A 26,771-nucleotide genomic window follows, 5' to 3' on the forward strand; every position below is an offset into this window, starting at 1 on the left:
CGGCCGTTCCAAATGATCGCTAGCTTAAAAACAGCGCTTGGCGGCATGCCAATATAACCATGTTAAAGTCTTGGGCATGGCTTGATGAGTTTGGATAAAATCCTTACTTCATCTATAGTTGCAGCACTTAGTTGCAGTAAAACCAATCCAGACTTTTTTTCATGGCGACAGCACCCTCTAACATCCATTTCAGCGGCTTGGTCAAATGCCTGATTCAGAAAGGTTTGTTGACCGAGGAATCGGCGGCGACCTGTTTGCAGGAGGCGCAGAAGCGTAAACAAGCGTTTATCAGCTATTTGGTGGAACATAAGTATGCGGACAGCAAAACCGTGGCTACGCTGGCTTCGGCGGAGTTTGGTGTGCCGTTTTTCGATCTGGATGCCATAGACCCTTCATTCTTGCCGATCAAACTAGTCAGCGAGAAATTGATTCGCCAGCATCATGCCTTACCTTTATTCAAGCGCGGCAACCGCTTGTTTGTCGCCACCGCCGATCCGACCAATTTTCAGGCGCTGGACGAGATCAAGTTTCATACCCGGCACAATACCGAAAATATTCTGGTTGAAGAAGACAAGCTGATCCGCATGATAGACACGGCGCTGGAGGCTGCCGATACGTCGATGAAGGATCTGTTGGACGACGATCTGGACAATATCGATATTTCCGCAGGCGACGACAGCAAACCGGCCGACGAAGCAATAGGCTCGGATATTGATGACGCGCCTATCGTCCGTTTTGTGAACAAAATCCTGCTGGACTCGATCAAACGCGGCGTTTCGGATATACACCTGGAGCCTTTCGAGAAAAAGTTTCGTATCCGTTTTCGGGCCGACGGTATTTTATCGGAGGTGGCTAGTCCGCCGGTGGGCATTGCCAACCGGATTATTTCTCGGCTGAAAGTCATGTCGAAAATGGACATTGCCGAACGGCGGGTGCCGCAGGACGGCCGGATCAAAATGCAGATTTCCAAGAACCGGGCCATCGATTTTCGGGTAAACACCTGCCCGACGTTGTTCGGTGAAAAAGTGGTAATGCGGATTCTCGATCCGACCAGTGCGCAAATTGGTATCGAGAAACTCGGCTTCGAACCCGAGCAGCAGAAAAATTTTCTGGAGGCGATCCACAAGCCTTACGGTATGGTGCTGGTTACCGGGCCGACCGGTAGCGGTAAAACCGTGTCGCTGTATACCGGGCTGAATATTCTGAACAGCATCGAAACCAATATTTCCACCGCCGAAGATCCCGTAGAGATCACCGTGGAAGGCATCAACCAAGTCAATGTCAATCCCAAGGCCGGCCTGACCTTTGCCGAAGCGCTACGGGCGTTTTTGCGGCAAGACCCGGACATCATCATGGTTGGCGAGATTCGCGACCTGGAAACCGCCAGTATCGCGGTCAAGGCGGCGCAAACCGGTCACATGGTGTTGTCTACCTTGCATACCAATGATGCGCCGCAAACCATCAACCGTTTGGTGCAAATGGGCATAGAACCGTTCAATATTGTTTCGGCGGTGATTTTGATCATGGCGCAACGGCTGGCGCGGCGCTTATGCGAGCATTGTAAGCAAGAAGTTGATTATCCGGAAAGCACCTTGCTGTCGGCCGGGTTTAAGCAGGAGGAAATCGGTACGTTTAAAGTCTACGGTCCGGTGGGTTGCGAACATTGCAATAACGGTTACAAGGGCAGGGTAGGGATCTACCAGGTAATGCCTATCACCGAAAAAATGCGTGCGCTGATTTTGAACGGCGGTAATTCCATGCAAATGGCGGAATTGTCGAAAAGTGAAGGAATCAACGATTTAAGAATGTCGGGGCTGTTAAAAATTAAGCAAGGCGTCACCTCGCTGCAAGAAATTGACCGGGTCACCAAGGAATAATCATGGCAAAGCAAGACGAACAAATCGAGTTCAATTGGGACGGTTTCGATAGGCAAAACAAGAAAACCAAAGGCACCATCAGCGCCAAGAGCGAGGTCATTGCGCGCACCGAATTAAGGCGGATGGGCATTCGGGTCATCGGTATCAAAGCCAAGTCCAAGCCCTTGTTCGGTGCCAGAGTGCAGAAAATCACGCCCGGCGACATCGCGGTGTTCGCCAGGCAGTTGGCGACTATGCTGGAGGCCGGGGTGCCGTTGGTGCAGTCATTCGACATTATCGGCAAGGGGCACGACAACGCAAGCATGTCGGAAATGCTGTTATCGATAAAGGCCGACGTGGAGGGCGGCGACACCTTGGCGCAGGCCTTGAACCGTAAGCCACTGTATTTTGATGCGCTGTTCTGCAATTTGGTCGAAGCCGGCGAACATGCCGGGGTATTGGAAACTTTGCTCGACAAGATTGCCACCTACAAAGAAAAAACCGAATCGATCAAAAAGAAGGTTAAAAAAGCATTGACCTACCCGATTGCAGTGTTGGTCGTGGCGTTTATCGTCACCGCGATTTTGCTGATTTTCGTGGTGCCGGTGTTTGAGGATTTGTTTAAAGGCTTTGGCGCCGACCTACCGGCATTTACCCAATTTGTTATTGAGCTGTCGGCGTGGGTGCAGGAATGGTGGTGGGCGGTGATTGGCGTGATCGCCATTACCGCTTACGTGTTCAATTATTTTAAAAAGCGCTCGAAGGCGTTTAACCATTTTCTCGATAAAACTTTGCTGAAAATCCCGGTTGTCGGGATGATTCTGGAAAAATCGGCCATCGCTCGTTTTGCCAGAACACTGTCCACCATGTCTGCGGCTGGCGTACCCTTGGTTGAAGCACTGGTTTCGGTGGCAGGGGCTTGCGGCAATATTTTGTTCTACGAAGCGGTAATGGCTGTGCGCGACGACGTTTCCACCGGCCAGCAATTGAAATTTGCCTTGGAGACCACCGGCATGTTTCCGAATATGGTGGTACAAATGGTGGCGATCGGCGAGGAGTCCGGTTCCATTGATGCGATGCTGGATAAAGTCGCGGACTTTTACGAAGAAGAGGTCGATAACCTGGTCGATAACCTGAGCAGTTTGATGGAGCCTATCATCATGGTGATCCTGGGCATTTTGGTCGGCGGTTTGATCGTCGCGATGTATCTGCCTATCTTCAAGCTGGGCGCGGCTATTTAGTTTTGCTACTCCCCGGTACTCTTTATCGTTGCGCCGAGTGCCGGGGCCGAATTACGGATATTCTCTCTTCCCCATGGTTTTTGCCACTCTACAACACTATCCGCTGTTTCTGATCAGCGTCGTTTGCGTGCTGGGCCTTCTGGTCGGCAGCTTCCTAAACGTGGTTATTTACCGTTTGCCGGTCATGATGCAGACGGGTTGGCGGCGCGAATGCCGAGAATATTTGCAGCTCCCGCAGGATGAAGCAAGCGAAGTGTTCAACCTGATGTTGCCGGCCTCGCATTGCCCGTCGTGCAAAACCGAAATCAAAGCCTATCAAAACATTCCGGTCATCAGTTACCTGTTGTTGGGCGGCAAATGCGCACATTGTGGGGTGAAAATCGCCATCCGTTACCCGCTTATCGAAGCGTTTACCGGTTTATGTTCGGCCGTGGTGGCTTGGCATTTCGGTTACGGTTGGGCTTTAGCGTTTGCATTACCTCTGACTTGGTGTTTGATCGCATTGAGTTTTATCGACATCGATCAGCAATTATTACCGGATTCGATCACGCTGCCGATGCTGTGGCTGGGCCTGTTGTTAAGCCTGTTTGATATATACACGAATAGCCACGACGCGATCATCGGTGCGGTGGCAGGCTATTTGAGCCTGTGGAGCGTTTATCAACTTTTTAAATTGCTGACCGGCAAGGAAGGGATGGGGTATGGCGATTTCAAACTGCTGGCGCTGTTCGGTGCCTGGCTGGGCTGGCAATATCTGCCGCTGATTATTCTCCTGTCATCTTTGGTGGGCGCTGTCATCGGCATTGCGATGATCGTGTTCGGCAAACGCGATGCCGGCAAACCGATACCCTTCGGGCCTTATCTGGCCATGGCCGGCTGGCTGGCGATGTTGTTCGGGCCGGAGCTGAATGCCTTATATCTGCATAGTGCCGGTTTGTAGGCGATGCTGAAGATTGGTCTGACGGGCGGCATAGGCAGCGGTAAATCCACGGTTTGCCGGTTGTTTGCCGAATTTGGCGTTCCGATTGTCGATGCAGATCTGATTGCCCGACAGTTGGTCGAGCCGGGGCAGCCTGTTCTGTCGCTGATCGCTAAATCTTTTGGGCAACAGATGCTTAACCAGGACGGTAGCTTGAATCGCGCCAGACTGCGCGATGCGGTATTCACTGATGCGGACAAAAAGCGTGAATTGGATGGCATCATGCATCCCTTGGTGTACGGGAAGATCGCGGAGGATGTCCGCGAGTTAACGGCCGACTATTGCATTATTGCCGTGCCGCTGCTGCTCGAGTCGAAAAATCCTTATGTCGTGGATCGGGTTTTATTGATCGATTGCCCGGTGGATTTGCAAATAGCACGGGTTACTGCGCGCGATAAACTCACTCGCCAGCAAGTGCAAGCCATCATCGACAGTCAGATGTCGCGGCCAGAACGTTTAAGCAAAGCGGACGATGTCATCGAGAATATCGCCGGCCCGGAGCAACTTGCAGAACAGATTAAAAGACTGCACAATTCCTACACTTTATTAGCCACCGTCAGGACACAATCGGCTTGAATACACAAACTATCTACGAATTCCCTCTCAATGAACGAATTCGGGTGTTTATGCGCTTGGAGCAACTCTTTCAACAGCTCAGTCACTTCATGTTGGGCGCTTCGGTCTTCGATAAACGCGCCGCCATTTCGGTTTTACTCGACATCTTGATGATCTTCAGCCGCAGCGACTTGAAATCCGAGTTGATCAAAGAGCTGGATAGACACACCAAAGTACTGAATCAACTGGCGCATAGCCATGGCGTTGATGATGAGAAATTGCAGGAAATACTGCTTGAGCTGAATCAAGCCAGCCGTAATTTGTATAGCGCCAACGGCAAAATTGGCATCAGCGTGATGGAAAGCGATTTGTTTCAAAGTATCTCGCAGCGCAACTCCATCCCCGGCGGCAGCTGTTCCTTCGATTTGCCGGCTTTTCATTACTGGTTGGAGCAACACGAAGCCGAGCAGCAAAAAGACCTGGAGCGCTGGACCCAGCCGTTCGTGGACATACGGGTGGCGATCGATTTGATCCTGGGTTTTATTCGGCAAAGCAGCGTACCCACGCAGGAGCTTGCCAAAGCCGGGTTTTTCCAGTTAGCGCTGGACAATAAAAACCATCCGGTGCAATTGCTTCGAGTTGGCTTAGCGGCTGACACCCCGTGTTTTGCCGAAATCAGCGGCGGCAAGCATCGGTTCAGCATCCGGTTTATGAATCCATCGGTGGACGAAAACCGGCCCAGCCAGACGTTGGACGATATTGAATTTTCTTTGACCCGCTGCATGTTCTGATGACCGCGAATACCCCGACTATGGTGGCATGTCCCACTTGTCGCAAGCCGGTAGCCTGGATAGCCGCCGAACCATTCAAGCCGTTCTGTTCCGAACGTTGCAAATTGATCGATTTAGGCGATTGGGCTACCGAAGCCCATAAAATCCCCGGTCCGCCGCTGCTTGACGAAGACGGCGAAAATTCGGATTTCGAATCCTACTAAGCCGGATTTTATCCGGCTAATCTGTCGCTAAAAAGGTGCTGATGCCGGCTATGCCCTGAGCGCCGGCGGCTAGGGCTCGGTTCAGGTCGTGCCTCCCTAAACCCCCCAAGGCAAACACCGGTAAATTGATGTGCTCGAGCAGTTCGCTCAAAGCCTGCCAGCCTAGCGGCGTGGCGTCCGGATGGGATGCGGTCGCTTGGATGGGCGCTAAAACCGCAAAGTCCAGGCCCAGTGCTTCCGCGTGTTGCAGTTCATCAAGGTTATGGCAGGATGCCGCCACCCAGCGATAGCCGTTTGGCCGTTCATGACAAGCCAGCAAGGTGCGGCTGCTCAGGTGCAGGCCTTGCGCATGAACCGTATCGACAGGCAAGTCGGCGTTGACCAGCAAGCTAACCTGTTGCTGTCGGCAAAGCTGAGAAACTTGTTCGAAGACAGTTTGCAAATAGGTAATTGGTAAAGACTTGACGCGAAATTGCAGCAGCTTGACACCGTTTGCCAAAATCCGTTGGCAATTGCCTAGCGCTTCCGTCGCGCTGCGGCCTTCCAGGATGGCGTAATAATGCGGGAGTTGTGCGGCGGCGATAACCGGGATGTTGGCGGCCGGAAAGGTAAACTCCTGTAGTTGCCCGGCATCAACCCAGCGCATTGCCTGGCCTTCGCAGCCTTTGGCCTGGCCGGCAAAAGCGGTGACATTCCAGACATCCAGCAACACCTGTCTGTCGCCGTAATCGTGGTTGATTTTGATCAGCGGTGTTGCGGTTTCTACCTGAATACCAACTTCTTCCGCCAGCTCACGGGCTAGTGCTTGCTGTACCGGTTCATCTGTTTCCAGTTTGCCGCCTGGAAATTCCCACAAGCCGCCTTGATGCGCGTGTTTGGCGCGTTGGGTAATCAAAATCCTGCCGTCGCCGTCGCGGATTACGCCGACCGCGACATGCAGGCGCTGATTATTGCTTGACATACTTTTAGCCGCTTAGGTACGGTATTCGGCGTTGATTTTCACGTAATCGTAGGAAAAGTCGCAAGTCAGCACTTCCTCGCTAATCACGCCGCGTCCCAGTCTGACGGTGACAACGATTTCCTCCTGATTCATCACGCGCTGACCGTCTTGCTCGGTGTAAGAGCGGGCTCTGCCGCCGTTTTCGACGATGCACACCGTGCCTAGGTAAATTTCGATTTTATCCAGATCCATGTTTTCGACCCCGGCCCGACCGATCGCCGCCAGAATCCGCCCCCAGTTAGGGTCGCTGGCGAAGAAGGCGGTTTTCACCAGGGGCGAATGGGCAATGGTTTTGGCGACTTGCACCGCCTCGGCGCTATCGCGGGCTTGCTCGACGACGATCCTCATCAGTTTGGTGGCCCCTTCGCCGTCGCGAATAATCAGTTCCGCCAGGCGTTTGCAAACTGTCATCACGGCTTCGGCGAAGGTCGCATACTCCGCGCTGTCGGCCAAAATTTCCGGGGCTGCGCTACTGCCGCTGGCTAATAGCACGCAAGCGTCGTTAGTCGAGGTGTCGCCGTCTACGGTAATACGATTAAAGGATTTTTCCGCTGCCGTGGACAAGCATTGTTGCAACAGCGATTGCTCGATACGGGCATCGGTAGCCACAAAACCCAGCATGGTGGCCATATTGGGTTGAATCATGCCGGCGCCCTTGGAAATGCCGGTGATTGTCACCGGATGGCCGGCTATATTGATGACGACCGATGCGCCCTTGGGAAATGTATCGGTGGTCATGATCGCGCGCGCGGCTTTATCCCAATGTGCTTCAGACAAGTTTGCGACAGCGCTCGGCAATGCCGCCGTGAGTTTTTCCACCGGCAGCGGTTCGCCGATGACGCCAGTGGAGAAGGGCAAAACCTGTTGTGCCAAGGCCTCGACTTCGCCGGCCAGATTGGCGCAGCAGGCAAACGCATCTTGCAGACCTTGTTTACCGGTGCCGGCATTGGCGTTGCCGGAATTGACCAGCAACCAGCGCGGATTTTGCGATAAGTGCGCTTTGGCGATATGTACCGGCGCCGCGCAAAAGGCATTTTGGGTAAACACCGCCGCGCAACTGCCGCCTTCCGCCATTTCTATTACTAAAATATCGTCGCGGACGGTTTGTTTGATGCCGGCATTGCAGGTGCCGAGTTTGATGCCGGGAACGGCATGCATGGTGGGGAAGTCGATTTGTCCTACTGCCATTTTTGTAACCTGTTAATTTGTGTCGCTAATGCGACGGCTTGATTTAACGTCGGGTCTCGGCCCGACAGCCGAGGTACTTTTCTTTGCTTGTCCAAAGAAAAGTACCCAAAAGAAAAGACACCCGGATGCCGCTTTAATCCTCCGCTCCTCGCTTTTGAACGGGGTTGCCGAAAGGGGCTTCCTGCCCCTTCGGCAACGTGCGGCATCCATGCCGCACCCCTTCGGGCTGATCCGTCCAAAAGCTCCGGTGCTCGGCGCGGCATACGGGACAAAACCATCCCGTAATTTTGCAAGTAATTCACGCCCCAAAGCCTTTTATTTAACCCTCGTAGTGTGCATTAGCGATAGCGTAATGCACCGAATAATCGAAGGCCAACATGCGGCGCAATACGGCTTCGCCTATTGACGCCCTACTGATTGCGCCTTACCGCGTTCATCTCACCAAAAGCTGCGATGCTCGGCGCGGCATACGGGAGGAAAACCGTCCTGAACTTCAAGGAAATATCGGAAATATGTAGGGTATGCATTGCGCAACTACCAATATTTTACAGATTGTAGGTCAGGGTGCACGATAGCGTTCCCTGACACTTTGGTTTAAATTGTCACGTAACCGCTATCACCGCAACGTGACCTACCGGGCTTCGTCTGCATTGCTTGCCTAAACAGTAGGGTTGAAATTTTAGGGGCTATCTTTACTAAAACTAGATTTAATAGAATTAACTAACCGATTACGTACCTCGGAACAATAATTAGCCGTTTCAATACGCGGATCATCCCTTTGGCATGATTTAAAAAATTCTAAATCACCGGCTTTCAATTCTTCTTCCGCCTTGCCTATATCACCATTGGCTTGGTAATAAAAAGAGTTTATCCAGTGATCATCACCATCCCAATATTTCCAAACACAGGGCGAGAATGTTTTACATTGGACAGGCGTCGTTTTTGACAATAGATGTGCCTTTAATGCGTCGCTATACAGCCCAAGATCATAAAAAGCTGAAGCTTCTACTTCAAGAGAAGGCCCGTCAAGGAGCCCTTTACGCTTTAGTTTTTCCGCAATTTTAATTACCTTAATGGGTTGATTCTTTAAATGTAGTTTTACATGCTCTTTGACGCACCCATCTTGACTTAATTCATGTTGATTCATATGAATCAATGCTTCGAAATCTGGGCGTTTGCATGGATAAGCTGTTGAGCTAACTGTAAATAACACTGAAAGCGATACAACTAATTTCCGACTAAACATATATTTCTCTAACTTTTGTTCATCATAAGGTACTTGATACGTGCCCTACAGGACTTTAATTGTTACATAACCGCTATCGCGGCAACGTGACCTACCGGGCTTCGGGTGGCCGTGCGCAAGCGATGCGGAGTCTATTGCATCTGATCTCATGGCCTTGTTAGGCACTTTCTACTTGGAAAAGCCAAAATCGGCTTCACTCTGCGTGATGTAAGCGCAAAACCTTCCTGTTCCACGATTCTCTGCTTTGTTCAACGGAAAATCATAAAGATCGAGCAAGAGCTGTTCTACGTACTTGGCTTTTCTGTTGGCGATGTCAATAAATGTAAAATAGACGATATTTTCTTCGGTGAATCCCTTGCTGTTGGCGTGATCGAAGATTCGCTTTTTCACGAAACCTTTACCTACATAAATCGCCCTAGCATGAAATCGATCATGCTTAGGACAATAATCGTTTTTCTCCCAAAGCAAATAGACGCCATCATTTTCTGAAATCGGCCACGCCCCATTTTTTAGATCATGGAAACCACAGAACCAGCCTAAATTCGAATGCGCTAAATCTTTCGCTGACACTTCGATTTGAGTTTCCTCCGAGATTATCTCATCGAATTCGCGGCCTTCCGCGCTACAGCAACAATCGCATCCTGTGTAACAAGTCATATTGCGCCTAACAAGTATTTAAATGGTTTCTGTATATCGTCCAGTGTTCGCATATAAATCGTTCATTTCTGTCGCGACGGTTTTTCCTCCTGTATGCCGCGCCGAGCACCGGAGCTTTTGGCGGGAATAGCCCGTAGGGGTGCGGCATGGATTCCGCACATCGACAGAGGGGCAGGAAGCCCCTTCTGTCGATCCCCGTCGAAAGCTTCGGCGCGCAGGATCAAAGCGGCGTCCGGGTCGCCTTTTCTTTGGATACTTTCTTTTGGCGATGCAAAAGAAAGTATCTCGGCTGTCGGGCCGAGACCCGACGTTAAATCAACCCGTCGCGATAGCGACACAACAACTCAATCGACCAGAACCAACTCATCCCACTTCCAAAACAATCACATACTCCCCATCACCCGTACGAGTCTCCAACACCCTATGCCCATTAATCCGACACCAAGCCGGAATATCCTGCATCACCCCCGGATCGGTACATTCCACAGTCAGCACGTCGCCGGCTTGCAAGGTCTTGACCTTGTCCTGAGTGCGGATCACCGGCAAGGGGCAGAGCAAGCGGCGGGCGTTCAAAACATGTTCACTCATACGAACCACTCCTGTGGAATGTCGTCGGCGAGCAAAGGCTTAACGAACACATTGCGTTCGTTGCCTTCCCGGTCGCGGATGGTCACTTCCACCTGCTCGGCTTCGCGGCCCTGGCCGTAGCGCGCGGTAATCTGCGCGGCTTGAATCAGGTCATCTTCGCTGGGCGTGCCGTCGATTAAGGCTAGCGGGCCGCGATGGCTGGCGCAGTTCATACTGACAAACTCTTTTTTATAACCGCTCATGAAACGGGCCTCGCCGTCCTCGCGAGCAATGATGACTTTAAAATGCGGTTTGGGGCGAATATGCCTACCCACTTTCAGCAGCATCACATCGTCCAGATCGTAATCGCGTTCGCCGCGCGCCTTCCATAGATCGACCAACTTTAAAGAATAAGCTTCGTCGGTCAAAAAACAGCAGCCGCCGGCCGGTTGGGCATAGTCGGTAAAACCATACTCTTTAGCCAACGTCATCTGCGGTTTGCGTGACCGACCGCTAAAGCCGAATAGTTTTTCCCGGCTGATCCAGCCTTCGCGCTCCGGTAAGGTGGCAGGCAAATTTTGCGCTGATAAAGGCCTGACCAATAAATCGTCGGCACCCGATTGAGCGGCGACAATAGGCATGGTTTGTTTGCGCTGCGACATGGGGCGTTGGCCGACCACTTCGCCGGTGATGATGAAATCGAAGCCGTTTTCCACCATCCACTGTTTGGCCTTGTTGACCATGAAAATCTTGCAATCCAGGCAAGGGTTTAGGTTGGCACCGTAACCGTGCTTGGGGTTTAGAAGGACGTTTTTGTATTCTTCGATAACATCGATGATATGCAGTTTGATACCCAACTGCTCGGCCACCCACAGCGAGTTGTTGCGCTTGACCTTGTCGGCGTCTTGCTTGCGTATCGCATGGGTGTGGCCTTCCACGCAAAAGCCGGTGAAAAAATTGATGCCCTCGACGTGGATACCTTGCTCAAGGATGGCTTGGGTAGCCAGCATGGAGTCCAGACCGCCGGAAATCAGCGCCACCGCTTTTCTTTGTTGACTCATAACTCATATGTCTAGCAGGAAAAACGCCGCATTATACTGTGGATTTCAGCAATATGCGGCCGTCAGCGACGTGGGCAAACAATTAATTGGGCAACTTTCGGCGGGAAAATCCACCAAAAAATCAGGGGTTTGCCTTGGTGGGTCGGTGATTCGCCGGCCGCTGACGGCCGGCGAAGCGATGGCTTTAAATTCTAAAATGGCCAACCGTCTGGCGTAATTGATTGGCCAGCTCAAGCAACTCATGGCAGGCATCGGCGGTATGTTTGGCGCCGCTGGAGGTTTCCTGGGACACATAGCTGATATTGCTGACATTACGGTTAATTTCTTCCGCGACCGCTGTCTGTTGCTCTGCGGCGGTGGCGATCTGATTATTCATGTCGTTGATGGTAAATATTCTCTCGCTGATGGTATTGATCGAATCACCTGCCGAAGCGGCTTGCTCAACACTGGAGGCGGCGCGTTTTCTGCCGTTTTCCATCACCGAAACCGCTTGTTTCGCCCGGCCTTGCAACCTTTCTATGGTTTGGCGGATTTCCAGCGTCGAGTTTTGCGTGCGGCTGGCCAAGGTGCGGACTTCATCCGCCACCACTGCAAAGCCGCGGCCTTGCTCGCCGGCGCGGGCCGCTTCAATGGCTGCATTCAACGCCAATAAATTGGTTTGCTCGGCGATGCCCTGAATCACGCTTAATACTTCGCCTATGCTGTTGCTGTCGGTTTCCAGATCGTGAATCACATTGGCGGCATTTTCCACTTCGGTGGCTAATTCGTTAATACCGCCAACTGCTTGCGTGACGATATTTTTGCCTGACGTGGCTTCCCGGTCCGCATTTTCGGCGGCTTCGGATGCTTTGACCGCGTTTTTGGCAACCTCTTGTACAGTCGATGTCATTTGTTTCATCGCATTGGCCACCAGCGTGGTTTCTTGCAATTGCCGCTCTACGCCTTGTTGGGTGGATTGGGTGATGGTTGCCAGTTTGTTGGCGGCCTGAGCCAGTCGGTCGCTGGTCACGCTGATTTCTTCAACGGTTTTGGCGATTTTCTTCACGAAGGCATTAAAACTGGAGGCCACCCAGGCAAACTCGGATTTACCCGACGCGCTGAGCCTGGCGCGCAAATCGCCGTCTCCGCTGCAAATGGCTTGCAGGTTCAGCGCCAATGCAGTCAGTGGGCCGATGATGATTTTGCTCATCACCAGATAACCGGTGATACCGATGATTAAAAGCGTCAACCCCAAAAAGCCGACAGCATAAAACACGGTTTGTTTTAACTCGCTAAAGGCGTTGCTGAAGGGAGTGATGATTTCGAATGCGCCGTGCAAGTCGCCGGTCCGGCGGTTTTCCATGGCATAACCGAGTAAATCCTGGCCCTTGCCGTTGCCCCATAAGGCTTGCGAGGTTTGCGGGTCGCCGTGACAAAGCTCGCATTGTTTGGTCATTTTCACCGGTCTGAAATAGCGAATTTCTTGTTTCTCTTCGTCGACCATGCTGTATTCGGTTAGCGCCGGGTCTTTTTTGAATTTGTCCAAAACCTGTTGTTCCAGTTGGTCCGGCATGTTTCTGGGCGGATTGCGCGGATTCAGTGCCGGCGCTTTAAAACGAAAACCGCCTTCCTTGGCTTTGGCTTCTATCACGTCCCAGGCATTGGCGGTGGGGACGGTCGCGATAATCAACGACCGGCGGCTGGCTTCATCCTTGCCTTGCACCAACTGCCGGAGGTACTCCGGCGAGTAAAGGCCGCTTTCCCAATTTTTGGCTACATTGTCGCGAATCGATTCGGAAAGCAGCAGTAATTGTCGGGACGATTCAATCTTGCGGTCTATCAGTTTTTGTTTTTCGATGTTGGCAAACATCAACAACAAGCCCAAGCTCAGGACGAAGAGTATGCCCGTGGTAATGGCTACCACTTTGACTCCCACCGAATGCCAGTTCATTAAGAACATAAGATTTCCCCCCGTTAAATTTATTGTTATAAGAGTGAGTGAAACGGCGGATGGACGATCAAACATGCCATGTCGCCAAGTCGTGTAGACAATCAATGAGGGCTTAAAATGACGGCCATTTAGCTGCCGTTGCGGATGTTTTCCGGTCGAATCGCCCGGTTCAAGCTGTGTATTACACGTTCGAATTCAGGTAAGGGCATGGGTTTGCCGAACAGGTAGCCTTGAAAGGCATCGCAGCCTATACGCTCCAGGCAGATGCGTTGATCCTGGGTTTCCACCCCTTCCGCAATCACATTCAGGCCCAGGTTGTGGCCCATGCCGATAATGGTTTGGGCAATGACCGCATCGTTAGGGTCAACGATAAGGTCACGCACAAAGCTTTGATCGATTTTGAGTTGGCTAAGCGGCAACTTCTTTAGATAACTCAGTGAGGAATATCCGGTGCCGAAGTCGTCCATCGAAAAACGTACGCCCAATGATTTCAGCGTTTGCATTTTTTCAATGGCGTCTTCGACATCGTGCAATACCATGCTTTCGGTCAATTCCAGTTTGAGTTTTGCCGAGTTGGCGCCCGAGTTGTTAAGAATTCGGCAGATCGATTCGACGAAATCGGCTTGACGGAACTGTCTGGCGCTTACATTGACGGCAAGCTGTAAATGCTGGGTGAGCGGATTTTGTTCCCAGGCCTTGAGTTGCTCGCAGGCACATTGCAACACCCATTCGCCGATAGGCAGAATCAAGCCGGATTCTTCGGCTAGCGGGATAAACTCGGCCGGCGAAATCATGCCTTTTTGCGGATGTTTCCAGCGTAATAGCACTTCTGCGCCAAAAATCTGGGCGTTTTTATCGACCTGGGGTTGGTAATGTAGGCTTAGCTGATCTTGGGCCTGGGCATGGCGTAAATCGAACTCCAGCAGTACGCGCGATTCCAACAAGGCCTGCATCTGTGGATCGAAGAAGCGCAGCGTGTTGCGGCCGGCATCCTTGGCCTGGTACAGCGCCGCGTCGGCGCGCCTCAGCGTGTCGTCGAACGAGTTGTTGTGTTCGTCGAATATGGCAATGCCGATACTGATGGAGCCGAGATGTTCCTTGCCGTTTAACAACATGCCGGTATTGATGGCGCACAATATTTTGTGTGCAACGTCTTCGGCATTCGCGGTTGCCTCTGCTTGCGCGCTGCCCAGATTTTCCAGCAGCACGATAAATTCGTCGCCGCCCAGCCGGGCAACGGTATCGCCTTGACGGACGCAGGCCTTTAGGCGCGAGGCAATCTCTATTAGTAGCTGATCGCCGATTTGGTGGCCCTGGGTATCGTTAATCGTTTTGAAGTTATCAACGTCGATCATCAACACCGCGCCGTGCTTACGCGCGCAACGGCTGTTGTGTAAGGCCTGCTGTAGCCGGTCTTGCAACAGGCGGCGATTGGGCAGGTCGGTGAGTGGATCGTAATAAGCCAGGCGGTGAATGGCGGCTTGCGCTTCCTTGTGCTGGCTAATGTCGGTAAAGGCCGCCACGTAGTTGCAAGTGTGGCCGTCCGCGCCGGTTACTACGCTGATTGTCAGCCACTTCGGGTAAACGTCGCCGTTTTTACGCCTGTCCCACACCTCGCCTTGCCAGAATTTTTCGCGCTTCAGAGCGGCCCACATTTCCCGGTAAAACTCTTGGCCGTGACGGCCGGATTTTAAAATCGAGGGTTTGTTGCCGATAACTTCGTCCGGCTGATAACCGGTCAGCCGGGTGAAGGCGTTGTTGACGCGCAGGATGATATTATTTTCATCGGTAATCATGATCCCTTCCTGGGATTCGATAGCGCGCTCGGCGATGCGCAATTGGCTCTCCGCCCAGCGGATGTTGCTGATGTCCCGGCTAATCACCACCATGCCTTTGCGTTGGCCGTTTTCTTGGTAAATCGGCGTTTTGCGTACCTCTATTTCGATCAAGCGGCCCTCGTCGTTGAGAATATGATCTTCGAACATGATCAAGTGTCCGGCCTGCCATACCGCTTCTTCATCCGAAAATAGTTTTATATGCTTGTCCAGTGCGTCCGGCTGTTGATCGGCCAGTTCCAGATAGGTCTTGCCCTGCCAATCCATACCGTCAAATCGGAATAACTGTTGCGCGTGCTCATTGGCGAATAACAAGCGGCCGTCGCCGTCTTTGAACAGAATAGCGTCGGGAATGGCTTCTATCAGGCTGATGAGTTGCTGGCTGAGGGCTTTTAGCTTGCTTTCGCTTTCCTGTAGATCCTGTTGCGCCTGCGTGCGCACGGCAATTTCGGCTGCCAGTTGCCGATTGCTCGGTAGTTTCAATGCATGCGGCACCAACTTGATCAGCAATATTGCCGCTGCCAGGGAGATGGTCGCCGTCAAGGCTTTTATGGCGGTATCCAACCAATACAAGGGTTGCCAGATCAGGAAGATGGACATCAAGTGCGATGCCCCGCAGGCCAGAATAAATGAGCTGAACATCAAATAGATGCCGCGAAATTTCAGGTCTCGGCGCTGTGATACGACATAAGCCAGAATGACGGCAATCGCGAAATAGGCCAGAGTGATTAAGGCATCGGAAATCACATACGACCACAGCAGGCCGGGCGTCCACTTTAGGCAAAACCCGTGCGGCATCAGTCCGCCCGCACTGAAAAAATCGAAGAATGGTGTTTTCACGCTAATTTTCCAGCACGGTTTGGTCCGGACGTAACCGTGGGCGGGTTTTGCGTATCGGGCAATCCTTGGCTAAACGCGGCTTTGTGCGCTCCAGGCACATGGTGGGTGGTGCGAATGTAGGGGGTGTGTTTGCTGAAGTATTTATCGAATATGCCGGTATCGAAAATCTGATGTACGTCGCCGCCACAGCCTTGCAGATTCAGCTCGACGCCGGCCTGCATCCAATCGCAGATTAGCGAGATGGTGGCGATGCCGCACATATTGAATGTAGGGATATTCTCGAGTGTTATCCTGGCGCCGGCGCGCGTATTGACTTTGGTGTGAGCCTTGCACGACGCCAGTAATTCATGGCATTTTGCAAACTCCAACGTGTTACGGATAGTCACCTCAAACCATTCACCTGTTACCGATACTTGCATAGATGAACCCCGATGCATTCAAAATTCTGGATCCTGCATCATATTTAAATGTAGAGCGGCTGAATATCAGTCAATCCGAAATTTCAGGCAGGTAAAAGTGTAATTTGTTGTAGGCTATTTCCTTCTTATGCGGGCATGGGACTACATGTTCAGGCGGTGTGCATCATAGTAGCGTATCAATTCGGCGTTATTGCTGATGTGCAATTTTTCAAACAGCCGGGCTTTGTATGTACTGACAGTCTTGTTGCTGATTGCCAGGTCCCTGCCGATGTCGTTCAGGCTTTGGCCTTTAGCCAGTAACTGCAAGATTTGAAACTCGCGTTCGGATAGTTTTTCATGCGGTTTGCTTGGCTCGGAGCTCTCGAATTCAAATACCATTTTTTCGGCGAGTTTAGGGTCGATAAATCGGCCGTCGCCGGCGACTCGGCGGATGGCTGTCAGTAAGGTTTCCGGGTCGTTATCCTTGGTTAGATAGCCATTCGCACCGGTTTTTAATGCGCGCGAGACGATTTGCAATTCGTTGTGCATGCTCAAAATCAGGATGGGCAATGCCGGATATTGGCCGCGAATCCGGCTGATCATCTCCACGCCGCCAAGATCGGGCATGGTCAGATCCAGTAGCACCAGATCAACGGCGTTTTCATCGAGAAAACTCAACAGTTGCTGGCTATTTTCGGCTTCGCCGACGACGGTAATATCGGTGGAGAGTGCGAATAGTTGTTTCAGACCGCCCCGCACAATGGCATGGTCGTCGGCAATAATTAATCGGATCATAGTTCTGGTCTTTTAGGGTTAGCCGGGATACGTACCTGGATAGAGGTACCTTGGCCCGGGGCACTGGAAATACTGGTTTCTCCGCCCAACATCAAGGAGCGTTCACGTATGCCGATCAGGCCAAAAGACTTGGTCTTAGTGGGCGCATGGGTGTCGAAACCACGACCATTATCGTCAATTTTCAGGCAATAGTGGTCCTTATCCAAATTGACGGCAATTTTTACCTTGCTGGCTGCCGCATGCCGCAGCACATTGGTCAGCGATTCTTGGGCGATGCGAAAAATCACGATTGCGCATTCCTCGTCCATATCGAAATCATCTTCCGGATACAACAGATCGCACTGAATCCCGGATTGTTCCGCGAATTTCCTTACCAGCCACTCCAAAGCCGGCACGATTCCCATTTCTATCGCCGAGGGACGTAGGGAGGTTGCCACGTCGCGGGTAACCTGGATGGTTTGGTCCAGCAATTCCATAATGTTGCGGATTTGTTCGGCCAGCTCTCGGTTGTTGATGGCGAATTTCATGCGCAGCAGCGACATTTCCATGCGCAGGGCAGTCAACATTTGTCCCAGCTCGTCGTGAACTTCACGGGCCATGTGCTTGCGTTCTTCTTCACGGGCCTTTTCCCGACGAGCGGCCAGTTGCCGTAATTGCAAGCGGGACGATTCCAGGTCTTTTTCTATTATTTTCAGCTCGGTGATGTCCTGCGATGTGCCTATGCCGCGCACGAAACTGCCATCCCCGGCAAATACCAGATCGGCGCGTTCCCTAAGCCATTTTATTTTACCGTTCGCCACGATACGGTGTTGGATGTCGTAAGGCGCGCCACGCATGGCCGCTTCCCAGGCGTGGCGTACGTAATGTCGGTCAGCCGGATGCACACATTTCAAGAAGCGCTCGTAGCTTATCGGCGTGCCCAAAGGCATGCCGAAAATGCGGTAATTTTCGTCAGACCATTTCAGAGAATGCTCTCTAAGGTTTAAGGACCAACTGCCCAAATGCGCCTGGGCTTGGGCGTGAGCCAGATGTGCTTCGCTTTCGCGCAAGGCATTTTCGATCAACTTAAAATTGCTGACATCTCTGTTAACCCCGACGATTTTTTGCCCGCCGCTCTTGGAATCGCCAGCTATGATCGCTGAAGCCTGAATGAAGCGTAAGGCGCCGTCGCTTTGTCGGCGAATCCTAAATTCCCAATGCTTTTCCTGCTGGTCTCGAATCAGCTTGCGCAGGGTGGCTTCGGTGCGCGGTAAGTCTTCAACCACCACCAAGGCAGACCAGGTCTGGTAGTCTATGGGCGTTCCCACAGGAATGCCGAACATTTCGTACATGCGTTCATCCCAATCGCCGACGCCCAACGCCAGATCCCACTCGCAAATGCCGATTGCGGCGGCTTTGGTGGCCAAGCTCAAGCGTTCGTTGTAATTGCGGAGTCGCTCCTCCGCGCTACGGCTTTCGGTTATATCGCGTGCCAGACCGATGGTGCCCAGCACATCGTCTTTATCGTCGACGATGGGGGCTTTGATCGTTTCGGTCCAGGTTTCCCGTCCAGCGTCGAAGGCTCTCTCGGTCAGCGATATTTGTTGCCGAGTCAGCATCACTTCTTGGTCAACCGCGCGGTAATGCTCGGCCAGGCCTTCCGGCCAGATATCGAAATCAGTCACATCTTTTGAATCGTGCAGATGGTCGATGCCCACGGCGTTTAGCCAATGTTTGTTGGCTTGAATATATTTCCCGTTTCTGTCCTTCATCCAGGCCAAGAACGGTAAGCTATCGTACATGGCACGCAGACGGGCTTCCGATTCGCTAACCCGTTTTTGTGCAGACTTCAATGCGGTAATGTCGGTCACCAAGACGAAAAATCCTTTCACTTGACCTGCTGCGCCATCCGGCAAATAGGCGGCTTGCGTATGGCGAGTTGCCCCCGCGAAATTGACGATGGTACGCTCAAAATACTGCGGTTCTCCTTTCAGAACGGCATCGATAAACGGCTTATTCAACGTGTATAGATGATCGCCGATGACTTCGCGAATATGTTTGCCGAGCAAGTTTTCCGAAGTAAAGCCGAACCATTCTTCATAGGCTTTGTTGCCAAATTTGTTGATAAGATTTTTGTCCCAGTAGCCGATCATCGCCGGCATATGGTTGAGGACGGAGCCCAAGTTATGTTGGTAGTCTAAAATTTCGGCATGTTTCTCCGGGTTATTGGGCACCGGAATGTCCGAAAGTATCGTTAACCACGCCGATATAGTGCCATGTCGGTCTGCTAGGCCTCGACCGCTAACGTTGACGCGGACTGCGCTGCCGTCTGCGCGCTTTACAATTAATTCGATAGCCTCTTCCGTCATGCCTGGGTCAACAGGCTGGAAACACGGTAAAAGCGCAACGGGAAAAGGCGTGTTGCCGTCGGCGGTAAACAGGTAATGTCGATTCTCCCAATCGGCTGTTGAGCCAATCCCCAGCATAAGTTCAGCGGCGCGGTTGACGCAGACGATTGTGTACGTCGTGTCGAAAACAATGACGGCTTCTTTAATGCTGTCTATGATCCCGTAAAGCAAGTCGGTTTCATGGGCAAAATTACTCAAGTTGAGTCGGCGGTTTGGCATCTCGACGAATTAGTAATGGTTTGGGAAGGCAAGCATAAACGAGCTACGACATTTTTCGGCGAAGAAATTAACAGACATTTTTGGGTAAGCGAGCGAATAGCGTCCCGGCTTCACTTGTGGGCGGATTGGCCTACACTTTGGGCATTATCAATTCGAGAGCCGCCCGCATGGAATTTAAAGACTATCTAAAAATCCTCGTCCAACACGATGGTTCGGACCTTTACCTGACGGCGGGCGCTCCACCGGCGGCCAAGTTCCAAGGCAGCTTAAAACCGTTGGAAAACGTCAAACTTAGCCGTGAACGCATCAAGGAAATTGCTGACGGTATCATGGACGCCGAGCAACGCGCCGCCTTCGAACAGGTGCCGGAAATGAATCTGGCGATCACCGAAGAAGGAATCGGACGGTTTCGGGTGAATATTTTTAAACAGCGCAATTGCCATGCCTTGGTAATTCGCAACATCAAGGTCGATATTCCCAGTGCCGACGCCTTGGGCTTGCCGCAAATCCTCAAAGATAAAATCATGGAAAAGCGCGGGCTGATTTTGTTCGTTGGCGGCACCGGTTCCGGTAAATCGACGTCCTTGGCGGCCTTGATAGATTATCGCAATAGCAACTCATCCGGGCATATCATTACCATCGAAGATCCTATCGAGTTTGTGCATCCGCATAAAAAATCCTTGGTCAATCAACGCGAAGTCGGTGTCGATACCCTCAGTTATGAGGATGCATTGAAAAACACTTTGCGGCAGGCGCCGGATGTGATTCTGATCGGCGAAATTCGCAGTCAGGAGACCATGGAACACGCTTTGGCTTTTGCCGAAACCGGGCATTTGTGCTTGTCCACGTTACACGCCAATAACGCCAATCAGGCCTTGGACCGGATCATCAACTTTTTCCCGGAAGAGCGCCGTCCGCAGTTGTTGATGGACTTGTCCTTGAATCTGCAAGCGTTTATTTCCCAACGCCTGGTACCCACCGTGGAAGGTAAGCGGGTGGCGGCTATCGAAATTTTGCTGGGTACTAAATTGGTCAGCGATTTGATCCATAAAGGCGATATTCACGCCATTAAGGAAGCGATGGAAAAATCCGAAAATATCGGCATGCAGACTTTTGACAGCCATTTACTCAAGCTCTACAAAGGCGGGGTGATCACCTTGGAAGAGGCCTTGCGCAACTCGGATTCGCCGAACAATTTAAAACTGAAAATCAATTTGAGCGAAGGTTTGGGGTCGGCGACCAAAAAGCCCAGTTCTTTGGCTGGCAGTCTTGCTTTGGAAGAAATCACCAAGAAAGAGGGGGATGAGGAAAGTGAGGGACATTAAGGAAATTCCAACGAATGTCCCAAACATCTTTGCTTTGTCGTTACAACGAAAGCGGGAAGCCGGGAAATTCAAAAAACTGGATTTCCTATTGTGGGAATGATGGGGCTATCAAAACATAAAAACGGACGATGGGCCATTTTGCAAGCGAGTGGCAATCGATAGATTTCGTTTGGACCAGCTATCGTATTCCCCATGGAATCAGCTTGTTCATAGAGCTTAAAGCCGTTTTGAACAGGCTAGGATAAGTCTGCGACGCTGAGGATCTTATAAACCTCGTAGGCTGGCTGCTGATAAGGATGGCAAGCCAGCAAGGTTTGCACCACCGTTTTAATTAAATCATCGGCGCAGACCATTTCTATCTTATATTCGGCGACCTGCTGAATTTCACCGATACTGCCCAGATAAGGGTGGCTACCGGCGAGAGGCCGGAATTGGCCCTCGCCCAGCACTTGCCAGGCACAACTGTCGTAATCGCCGATACGCCCGGCGCCTTGCTCGAACAACGCTTGTTTTAGCTGTTCGGCATGGCTGACCGGCACATAAAAACTCAGTTTATACATAGTGCCGGATGCCAGGTGACCATGCCAAGCAGGTTAGGGTTACTAACATCAGCCGGTAGCCAGTAAAAACACGCCCCACAGCACCACAACCAGCGTAATTTCCTCGATCATGTTGATGGCGGCCTGTCGGTCCGCTCTGTTCAGCATGGCTGTTTGATTGGCTTTTTGATCGCGCATATGAACGGATTGATGAAGCATAATCTCCTCCTAGTGGTGGTTGGTATAGCTACGCATTTGTCCGACTAATACCCCTTGTATTTCCAATTGCTCGGGCCGGTAACGCATGGTCTGCATCGAGGAATTGGCGGGGATTAGCAGGGTTTCGTGTGGGTACTGCTCGATAAATTTCAAAGTCGCTTCGGCTTTTTCAACCAATGCAACGACGATTTCGCCGTTACGGGCATGGCTGCGTTGTTCGATGATGACCCAGTCGCCGTCGAAGATGCCTTCTTCCTGCATCGAATCACCCTTTACTTTCAGGACATAACAAGGGTTCTCGGTTTTCAATTCTTCCGGCACAGCCATATAAGAAATGTTTTCGATGGCTTCTATCGGTCTGCCGGCGGCTATGGTGCCGACAAAAGGCAGCATGCCGGATGCCACGGTTTTGTTGACCAGCGATTTGGCGTGTTCGGTCAGGCGAATGCCGCGTTGCTTGCGCTCCGGTGCTTCAATCAAATTGGCGTCGATCAGTGCCTTGATCTGGCTGTGCAATGAACCGCGCGATTTCAAACCCATCGCCACGCACAATTCTTCCAGTGTCGGCGGATGACTGAATAGCTCCTGATTTTGTAGCAGGAAGTCGAAAATTTCTTGTTGCTTACGGGTAAGTGTCATATTTGTTCTGCATTTGTTTTGTAAAAGCATACAATGAAAACAAATGTAGAACAAATAATTTTTTCAGGTTGCCGGAAAAATTTGCTACTGGTGGGTTGCTGTGGATCAGGAGCGACGAAAAACGGGTTTTTCGAAGAGGCTATTTTTAACCTGGCTCTTATATTTCCGTTGGCCGTCATTCCCGCATAAGCGGGAATCCAATTTAGCAACTGGGCTCCCGGCTTTACGGGAGCGAGCTTATTTAGAAGTGTGGTTAATAGCCGTTGCGTAAGGTCCAGTGAGACTGAAACCGGTCATTCTGCAAAAATCAGGCATTTTCGGATGTTATTGCCGCGCTGGGAAACGGAAGTAGAAAGCCGTTACCAGCGTTCCAACGGGGCGGACTGGGCGTTTTATCGAAAGTGTTATTTGCTTGCGTCAGTGACGCATTTCTTGGTGAAGCTATTCTTCGCAGCGCCTTTCAAGTTTTTCTCGGCCGCTTTTGTATCGCAACTGGCTTTAGCGGCAGCGATCTTGGCGTCTTTCTCGCATTTTTTAAGAAAGCTATTTTTGGCGGCTCCGGCCAGCTTTTTTTCAGTCGCCTTCGCTTCGCAATCTGCGTCGGCCGCATACGCCGTTTGGCCTAAGAACAATAAAGCTACGATTGCCAAAATAATGTTTTTCATTGTTTATCCTCCGAATAATTGATAGTGCGCTTATTCGGTCATTGCTGAGGTTTGGATGGCTCTCGCAATTGACCGTCTGTTGCTTGTCGTTTAAAGCCAGAGGTCTTTATGCCTCAACAATCGTTATTTTCATGGCAAGCGGCTAAGTGTTGCGTGAGGAACGATTTTCTCAGCCGCAAAATACTAGCCCTTCAGCACGATGGTTTCGACTTGGTCACCACCTCTGGCCGACAGCGTGATTTTGTCCTCTTGAGCTAACCAACCGATACTTCTTTGAATGACGGCCTCTTCCTCCGGCAGTACATAAACTAATTTGGCAACCGGTGTCGCGCCGTTTTCAGCCAAATGATGCCAGATAACGCCAGCGGTCAAACCTATGCGTTCAAGCATGGAAATCTCGACTGGCGCAGTGCCACTTGGCTCGGCTTCCACATTAGGCTCTACTTTGGCGGCCTTTGGTTTTGGAGTGGCTTTTTTCGTGGCTGCTTTGGCTGCGGCAGCTTCCGGCGCTTTTTCGATACTTTCCGGGGCAGCCGGTGCTTCAGCCGTTGTTTTTACGGCTTTAGGCGTTGTAGTTGCTTTGGGTTTAGCTTTGGTTTTGCCCGGTGCGGCGGAGGCTTCTTGTGCTGTTTTAACGGCAACGGATTTGGCAGGGGATTTTTTAGTCGCTTTCGCTGGAGCGGGCTTTTCAGCGGTAGAGACTGGTGTTTCGGAGGTAGGCGTAGTTTTTTTCATATTAGCTTTCGACGGTCAAGGATAGAGTTGTTTCCAGCGTTAGAGCTTAGCGCATGGCTATACTGGGAGTTTAACCGAGATTTTAACCGGATTTACAAATCGATTGCTTGTTAAACCCTTGGTCATAAAAAAACCGGTATCAGCTTAGCCGATACCGGTTTGATATAACGCGCTTAAGCTGTGATTAGTGTACGTCTTTCCAGTACTCTTTTTTCAGCAGATAAGCTAGAGCGATAAACATCAGGATAAAGAACAGCACGTATTTACCCATTTGTTGTCTTTCCAACTGTACCGGTTCACCGACGTAAACCAGGAAGTTGACCAGATCGTTGACCATTTTGTCGAATTCCTGGGGTGTCATTTGGCCGGGTTGATCCAGTTTCAGACCAGTAATCACGTCATGGCCGTCGATTTTCTGCGTAATTGCCGACTGCGTACCTTGCAGTTGCCAGAACACGTTGGGCATACCGACATCAGGGAATACCGCGTTGTTAACGCCTAAAGGTTTTCCCGGTTCCGCATAGAAGCTGCGCAGGTAGGTATATAGCCAGTCGGCACCGCGCGAACGGGCGATCAGCGATAAATCCGGCGGTGTGGTGCCGAACCATTTTTCCGCGTCGTGCGCGTTCATGGCTGAATGCATCTGATCGTAAATGCCGGCCCCGAAAGGCGCCACCACTTTCAGAACTTCCGCTTCATCTAGTTTCAAATCGATCGCGATACGTTTGTAGCGGATGTGTTTTGCCGAATGACAGCCCAAACAATAAGTGACGTAATACTTCGCGCCGCGCTCCATCGACAGGTTGTCGCTCAAGTCGATGTCGGCGCTATCCAGTTTGACGCCGCCACTGGCCAGCACGTTGAAAGGCAGCAAAAACAAAAGAGTGTAGAGTATTTTTTTCATGGCTTAATCCAGGCTCTTTTTTAGGTTTTTTGCAAAACGAATCAGCACGGCTGAGATGCCGGACCAGTTCGGCCTTTTCTTAGCGATAGTGCCCCCCATATTGTCGGGAACTTGCTGTACCTCAACGACTTCATCGACTAAGGCCAGCAGAGCGGGAATGCGATCCTCCAGGCTAGGCTGGTTGGTCAGGCGATTCGGTACCGGTTTGGTTTTTTCCCAGCGGGTATATAAAGGCATCAACAGGAAAAATCCGAAGTAAACGGCGGTCAATATCCGCGCAACCGTCGTGGCGCCTGGCGTAGCAGGCTGGGTACCCAAATAACCCAAGCCGATAAACGCCACTACAAACAATGCCACGGCTTTTTTGAAGATGCCGCCACGGTAACGGATAGACTTGACCGGGCTACGATCCAGCCAAGGCAGCATGAACAGCACCACAATCGCGCCGCCCATCGCAATCACGCCGGCAAACTTATCCGGTACCGCGCGCAAAATGGCGTAGAACGGGGTGAAATACCAGACCGGGGCGATATGTTCCGGGGTTTTCAATGGGTCAGCCGGGATAAAGTTGGCATGCTCCAGAAAGTAGCCGCCTAATTCCGGCATGTAGAAAATCACCGTGGCGAAGAAGAACATGAACACGCCGACGCCGACGATGTCCTTGACCGTGTAGTACGGATGGAAGGGAATGCCGTCGACAGGATGTCCCCAAGGGTCCTTTGATTGCTTGATTTCAACGCCGTCGGGGTTGTTGGAACCCACTTCGTGCAAAGCCACGATGTGCAGGAATACCAGGATCAGCAATACCAGCGGCACAGCGATGACGTGAAACGCAAAAAAGCGGTTCAAGGTGGCGTCGGAGACCACATAATCGCCGCGTACCCACAGCGATAGCTCGTCGCCGATCACTGGAATCGCGCTAAACAAGGAGATAATTACCTGGGCGCCCCAGTAAGACATTTGGCCCCAAGGCAGCAGGTAACCCATAAACGCTTCGGCCATCAAACAGACGAAGATCAGCATGCCGAAAATCCAGATCAGTTCGCGCGGTTGCTTGAACGAGCCGTAGATCAGGCCGCGGAACATGTGCAGATAGACGACGATGAAGAACGCCGAGGCGCCGGTGGAATGCATGTAACGCACCAGCCAACCCCAGTTGACGTCGCGCATGATGTATTCGACCGAATCGAAAGCCAGTTTGGCGTCCGGCTTGTAGTTCATGGTCAGCAAAATGCCGGTGATGAACTGGTTGACGAGCACGAACAGAGCCAGAGACCCAAAGAAATACCAGATGTTAAAGTTTTTGGGCGCGTAGTAGTGCGCCATGTGTTCATTCCACAAATCGGAGAGTGGAAAGCGCTCCAGCAGCCATTCGCTGCATTGATTCATTTTACGCTTCATGCTTTGTCTGCCTCGCTGTCTTCGCCCACGACAATCAGATTGTCTGTTTCATATCGATAAGGCGGTATTTCAAGATTGGTAGGGGCGGGAACGCCGCGATACACACGACCGGCCAGATCGAACCAGGAGCCGTGACACGGGCAAAAGAAACCACCTTTCCAGTCCGGGCCTAAATCATTAGGGGCAATTTCCGGGCGAAACGTAGGAGAGCAGCCTAAGTGCGTGCATAGGCCGACCGCGACAAAAATTTCCGGTTTAATGGAGCGCAGCGGATTTTTGCTGTTCTCCGGCTGCATGGATTCGTTGGATACCGGGTCAGCCAGTTTGCTGTCCAGCGTCGCCAGAGTGGATATAACCTCCGGCGTCCGGTTCAAGACCCACACCGGCTTCCCTCGCCAAGCTACACGAATTAGCTGGCCGGGTTCCATCTTGCTGATATCGACATCGACGGGCGCGCCTGCTGCCATGGCCTTGGCGCTGGGCTGCATTTGCGAGAGAAAAGGGACGGCCAAATAGCCGGCACCCACTGCACCAACCACCGACAGTGCCGAGGTCAGAAACTGGCGTTTGGAATGATCGACGCCTTCGTGGTTCAT

At 51.6% G+C, this 26,771-nt stretch carries 27 protein-coding genes; 8 read left to right on the forward strand and 19 right to left on the reverse strand.

Going from position 1 to position 26,771, the window contains the following annotated elements:
- The first annotated feature begins 161 nt into the window (after positions 1–161).
- From pilB to yacG, 6 genes are all read left to right on the forward strand, one after another.
- On the forward strand, positions 162–1,877 hold the full coding sequence (gene pilB / locus JL719_RS02440) for a type IV-A pilus assembly ATPase PilB (protein WP_033155841.1): 1,716 nt from the start codon (positions 162–164) through the stop codon (positions 1,875–1,877).
- 2 nt (positions 1,878–1,879) lie between these two features.
- Positions 1,880–3,097 (forward strand): type II secretion system F family protein, encoded by a 1,218-nt coding sequence (locus JL719_RS02445; protein ID WP_033155842.1) that lies wholly within the window; start codon positions 1,880–1,882, stop codon positions 3,095–3,097.
- Positions 3,098–3,170: 73 nt separating this feature from the next.
- The gene (locus JL719_RS02450) at positions 3,171–4,037 is read left to right on the forward strand and encodes a prepilin peptidase (RefSeq protein ID WP_033155843.1); all 867 of its coding nucleotides are present in this window, start codon (positions 3,171–3,173) and stop codon (positions 4,035–4,037) included.
- A 3-nt stretch (positions 4,038–4,040) separates the two neighbouring features.
- Positions 4,041–4,652: a dephospho-CoA kinase gene (gene coaE, locus JL719_RS02455; RefSeq protein ID WP_033155844.1), complete on the forward strand. Its 612-nt coding sequence runs from the start codon at positions 4,041–4,043 to the stop codon at positions 4,650–4,652.
- Positions 4,649–5,422 (forward strand): cell division protein ZapD, encoded by a 774-nt coding sequence (zapD, locus tag JL719_RS02460; protein WP_051669750.1) that lies wholly within the window; start codon positions 4,649–4,651, stop codon positions 5,420–5,422. Before coaE ends, zapD begins: the two co-directional genes overlap by 4 nt.
- Positions 5,422–5,625: a DNA gyrase inhibitor YacG gene (gene yacG, locus JL719_RS02465; protein WP_033155846.1), complete on the forward strand. Its 204-nt coding sequence runs from the start codon at positions 5,422–5,424 to the stop codon at positions 5,623–5,625. Before zapD ends, yacG begins: the two co-directional genes overlap by 1 nt.
- Positions 5,626–5,641: 16 nt before the next feature.
- Here the strand turns inward: yacG and JL719_RS02470 are convergent, their stop codons facing one another.
- The 11 genes from JL719_RS02470 to JL719_RS02520 form a co-directional block, all read right to left on the reverse strand.
- Positions 5,642–6,586 carry a Nudix family hydrolase gene (locus tag JL719_RS02470; protein ID WP_033155847.1) on the reverse strand — a complete coding sequence of 315 codons (945 nt, stop codon included), beginning with the start codon at positions 6,584–6,586 and terminating at the stop codon, positions 5,642–5,644.
- Between the two features lie 12 nt (positions 6,587–6,598).
- Complete coding sequence (gene argJ / locus JL719_RS02475; protein ID WP_033155848.1) at positions 6,599–7,813, reverse strand: bifunctional glutamate N-acetyltransferase/amino-acid acetyltransferase ArgJ; 1,215 nt, start codon at positions 7,811–7,813, stop codon at positions 6,599–6,601.
- Positions 7,814–8,492: 679 nt separating this feature from the next.
- Positions 8,493–9,059: a hypothetical protein gene (locus JL719_RS02480; RefSeq protein ID WP_129871331.1), complete on the reverse strand. Its 567-nt coding sequence runs from the start codon at positions 9,057–9,059 to the stop codon at positions 8,493–8,495.
- Positions 9,060–9,227: 168 nt separating this feature from the next.
- Complete coding sequence (locus tag JL719_RS02485) at positions 9,228–9,716, reverse strand: hypothetical protein (protein ID WP_033155850.1); 489 nt, start codon at positions 9,714–9,716, stop codon at positions 9,228–9,230.
- Positions 9,717–10,079: 363 nt separating this feature from the next.
- Positions 10,080–10,304 (reverse strand): sulfurtransferase TusA family protein, encoded by a 225-nt coding sequence (locus tag JL719_RS02490; protein WP_033155851.1) that lies wholly within the window; start codon positions 10,302–10,304, stop codon positions 10,080–10,082.
- Positions 10,301–11,344 (reverse strand): tRNA (5-methylaminomethyl-2-thiouridylate)-methyltransferase, encoded by a 1,044-nt coding sequence (locus JL719_RS02495; RefSeq protein ID WP_033155852.1) that lies wholly within the window; start codon positions 11,342–11,344, stop codon positions 10,301–10,303. Before JL719_RS02495 ends, JL719_RS02490 begins: the two co-directional genes overlap by 4 nt.
- Positions 11,345–11,528: 184 nt before the next feature.
- Positions 11,529–13,283 carry a methyl-accepting chemotaxis protein gene (locus JL719_RS02500; protein WP_033155853.1) on the reverse strand — a complete coding sequence of 585 codons (1,755 nt, stop codon included), beginning with the start codon at positions 13,281–13,283 and terminating at the stop codon, positions 11,529–11,531.
- Between the two features lie 119 nt (positions 13,284–13,402).
- On the reverse strand, positions 13,403–15,949 hold the full coding sequence (locus tag JL719_RS02505; RefSeq protein ID WP_051669752.1) for a putative bifunctional diguanylate cyclase/phosphodiesterase: 2,547 nt from the start codon (positions 15,947–15,949) through the stop codon (positions 13,403–13,405).
- Positions 15,946–16,368: a hypothetical protein gene (locus tag JL719_RS02510; RefSeq protein ID WP_129871332.1), complete on the reverse strand. Its 423-nt coding sequence runs from the start codon at positions 16,366–16,368 to the stop codon at positions 15,946–15,948. Before JL719_RS02510 ends, JL719_RS02505 begins: the two co-directional genes overlap by 4 nt.
- Before the next feature lie 141 nt (positions 16,369–16,509).
- On the reverse strand, positions 16,510–17,142 hold the full coding sequence (locus tag JL719_RS02515; protein ID WP_033155855.1) for a response regulator: 633 nt from the start codon (positions 17,140–17,142) through the stop codon (positions 16,510–16,512).
- Entirely contained in the window at positions 17,139–19,727 is a 2,589-nt protein-coding gene (locus JL719_RS02520; protein ID WP_051669754.1) for a PAS domain S-box protein, read from the reverse strand. The genes JL719_RS02515 and JL719_RS02520 overlap by 4 nt, the downstream gene beginning before the upstream one ends.
- A 188-nt stretch (positions 19,728–19,915) precedes the next feature.
- Between JL719_RS02520 and JL719_RS02525 the strand changes: the two genes are divergently transcribed.
- The gene (locus JL719_RS02525; protein WP_033156117.1) at positions 19,916–21,073 is read left to right on the forward strand and encodes a PilT/PilU family type 4a pilus ATPase; all 1,158 of its coding nucleotides are present in this window, start codon (positions 19,916–19,918) and stop codon (positions 21,071–21,073) included.
- A gap of 236 nt (positions 21,074–21,309) precedes the next feature.
- On the opposite strand, the gene JL719_RS02530 is transcribed toward JL719_RS02525, so the two are convergent.
- From JL719_RS02530 to JL719_RS23945, 5 genes are all read right to left on the reverse strand, one after another.
- Positions 21,310–21,633 carry a YqfO family protein gene (locus JL719_RS02530; protein ID WP_026602326.1) on the reverse strand — a complete coding sequence of 108 codons (324 nt, stop codon included), beginning with the start codon at positions 21,631–21,633 and terminating at the stop codon, positions 21,310–21,312.
- Between the two features lie 48 nt (positions 21,634–21,681).
- Complete coding sequence (locus JL719_RS02535; RefSeq protein ID WP_165385910.1) at positions 21,682–21,831, reverse strand: hypothetical protein; 150 nt, start codon at positions 21,829–21,831, stop codon at positions 21,682–21,684.
- 9 nt (positions 21,832–21,840) lie between these two features.
- Complete coding sequence (lexA, locus tag JL719_RS02540) at positions 21,841–22,470, reverse strand: transcriptional repressor LexA (RefSeq protein WP_033155856.1); 630 nt, start codon at positions 22,468–22,470, stop codon at positions 21,841–21,843.
- Positions 22,471–22,874: 404 nt separating this feature from the next.
- Positions 22,875–23,135, reverse strand: a complete 261-nt coding sequence (locus JL719_RS02545; protein WP_033155857.1) for a hypothetical protein — start codon at positions 23,133–23,135, stop codon at positions 22,875–22,877.
- 183 nt (positions 23,136–23,318) lie between these two features.
- Positions 23,319–23,525, reverse strand: coding sequence for a winged helix-turn-helix domain-containing protein (locus tag JL719_RS23945; RefSeq protein WP_225892983.1), 207 nt, complete (start codon positions 23,523–23,525; stop codon positions 23,319–23,321).
- Between JL719_RS23945 and JL719_RS23950 the strand changes: the two genes are divergently transcribed.
- The gene (locus tag JL719_RS23950) at positions 23,524–23,895 is read left to right on the forward strand and encodes a hypothetical protein (protein ID WP_225892984.1); all 372 of its coding nucleotides are present in this window, start codon (positions 23,524–23,526) and stop codon (positions 23,893–23,895) included. The genes JL719_RS23945 and JL719_RS23950 overlap by 2 nt on opposite strands.
- Positions 23,896–24,054: 159 nt before the next feature.
- Here JL719_RS23950 and JL719_RS02555 read toward each other — a convergent pair whose 3' ends face one another.
- Genes JL719_RS02555 through petA form a run of 3 tightly spaced genes read right to left on the reverse strand, consistent with a single transcriptional unit; the run spans position 24,055 to position 26,771 of the window.
- Positions 24,055–24,774, reverse strand: a complete 720-nt coding sequence (locus tag JL719_RS02555; protein WP_033155859.1) for a cytochrome c1 — start codon at positions 24,772–24,774, stop codon at positions 24,055–24,057.
- Positions 24,775–24,777: 3 nt separating this feature from the next.
- The gene (locus JL719_RS02560; protein ID WP_033155860.1) at positions 24,778–26,175 is read right to left on the reverse strand and encodes a cytochrome b; all 1,398 of its coding nucleotides are present in this window, start codon (positions 26,173–26,175) and stop codon (positions 24,778–24,780) included.
- A complete protein-coding gene (gene petA, locus JL719_RS02565) occupies positions 26,172–26,771 on the reverse strand; it encodes a ubiquinol-cytochrome c reductase iron-sulfur subunit (protein WP_033155861.1) in 600 nt (199 codons plus the stop codon). Before petA ends, JL719_RS02560 begins: the two co-directional genes overlap by 4 nt.

Origin of the sequence: Methylomonas sp. LW13 (assembly GCF_016865255.1) — a bacterium.
In the GTDB taxonomy this organism is placed as follows: domain Bacteria; phylum Pseudomonadota; class Gammaproteobacteria; order Methylococcales; family Methylomonadaceae; genus Methylomonas.

What these genes read in the sequence shown, in the direction of transcription:
- argJ (WP_033155848.1), bottom strand. Translation starts at nt 7,813, where the DNA reads ATGGCAGTAGGACAAATCGACTTCCCCACCATGCATGCCGTTCCCGGC.
- petA (WP_033155861.1), bottom strand. Translation starts at nt 26,771, where the DNA reads ATGAACCACGAAGGCGTCGATCATTCCAAACGCCAGTTTCTGACCTCG.
- JL719_RS02470 (WP_033155847.1), bottom strand. Translation starts at nt 6,586, where the DNA reads ATGTCAAGCAATAATCAGCGCCTGCATGTCGCGGTCGGCGTAATCCGC.
- JL719_RS23945 (WP_225892983.1), bottom strand. Translation starts at nt 23,525, where the DNA reads ATGCTTGAACGCATAGGTTTGACCGCTGGCGTTATCTGGCATCATTTG.
- JL719_RS02495 (WP_033155852.1), bottom strand. Translation starts at nt 11,344, where the DNA reads ATGAGTCAACAAAGAAAAGCGGTGGCGCTGATTTCCGGCGGTCTGGAC.
- pilB (WP_033155841.1), top strand. Translation starts at nt 162, where the DNA reads ATGGCGACAGCACCCTCTAACATCCATTTCAGCGGCTTGGTCAAATGC.
- JL719_RS02530 (WP_026602326.1), bottom strand. Translation starts at nt 21,633, where the DNA reads ATGTATAAACTGAGTTTTTATGTGCCGGTCAGCCATGCCGAACAGCTA.
- JL719_RS23950 (WP_225892984.1), top strand. Translation starts at nt 23,524, where the DNA reads ATGGAAATCTCGACTGGCGCAGTGCCACTTGGCTCGGCTTCCACATTA.
- yacG (WP_033155846.1), top strand. Translation starts at nt 5,422, where the DNA reads ATGACCGCGAATACCCCGACTATGGTGGCATGTCCCACTTGTCGCAAG.
- JL719_RS02480 (WP_129871331.1), bottom strand. Translation starts at nt 9,059, where the DNA reads ATGTTTAGTCGGAAATTAGTTGTATCGCTTTCAGTGTTATTTACAGTT.
- JL719_RS02450 (WP_033155843.1), top strand. Translation starts at nt 3,171, where the DNA reads ATGGTTTTTGCCACTCTACAACACTATCCGCTGTTTCTGATCAGCGTC.
- JL719_RS02490 (WP_033155851.1), bottom strand. Translation starts at nt 10,304, where the DNA reads ATGAGTGAACATGTTTTGAACGCCCGCCGCTTGCTCTGCCCCTTGCCG.
- JL719_RS02555 (WP_033155859.1), bottom strand. Translation starts at nt 24,774, where the DNA reads ATGAAAAAAATACTCTACACTCTTTTGTTTTTGCTGCCTTTCAACGTG.
- JL719_RS02445 (WP_033155842.1), top strand. Translation starts at nt 1,880, where the DNA reads ATGGCAAAGCAAGACGAACAAATCGAGTTCAATTGGGACGGTTTCGAT.
- JL719_RS02485 (WP_033155850.1), bottom strand. Translation starts at nt 9,716, where the DNA reads ATGACTTGTTACACAGGATGCGATTGTTGCTGTAGCGCGGAAGGCCGC.
- JL719_RS02515 (WP_033155855.1), bottom strand. Translation starts at nt 17,142, where the DNA reads ATGATCCGATTAATTATTGCCGACGACCATGCCATTGTGCGGGGCGGT.
- JL719_RS02535 (WP_165385910.1), bottom strand. Translation starts at nt 21,831, where the DNA reads ATGCTTCATCAATCCGTTCATATGCGCGATCAAAAAGCCAATCAAACA.
- JL719_RS02545 (WP_033155857.1), bottom strand. Translation starts at nt 23,135, where the DNA reads ATGAAAAACATTATTTTGGCAATCGTAGCTTTATTGTTCTTAGGCCAA.
- JL719_RS02500 (WP_033155853.1), bottom strand. Translation starts at nt 13,283, where the DNA reads ATGTTCTTAATGAACTGGCATTCGGTGGGAGTCAAAGTGGTAGCCATT.
- lexA (WP_033155856.1), bottom strand. Translation starts at nt 22,470, where the DNA reads ATGACACTTACCCGTAAGCAACAAGAAATTTTCGACTTCCTGCTACAA.
- JL719_RS02525 (WP_033156117.1), top strand. Translation starts at nt 19,916, where the DNA reads ATGGAATTTAAAGACTATCTAAAAATCCTCGTCCAACACGATGGTTCG.
- JL719_RS02510 (WP_129871332.1), bottom strand. Translation starts at nt 16,368, where the DNA reads ATGCAAGTATCGGTAACAGGTGAATGGTTTGAGGTGACTATCCGTAAC.
- JL719_RS02560 (WP_033155860.1), bottom strand. Translation starts at nt 26,175, where the DNA reads ATGAAGCGTAAAATGAATCAATGCAGCGAATGGCTGCTGGAGCGCTTT.
- coaE (WP_033155844.1), top strand. Translation starts at nt 4,041, where the DNA reads ATGCTGAAGATTGGTCTGACGGGCGGCATAGGCAGCGGTAAATCCACG.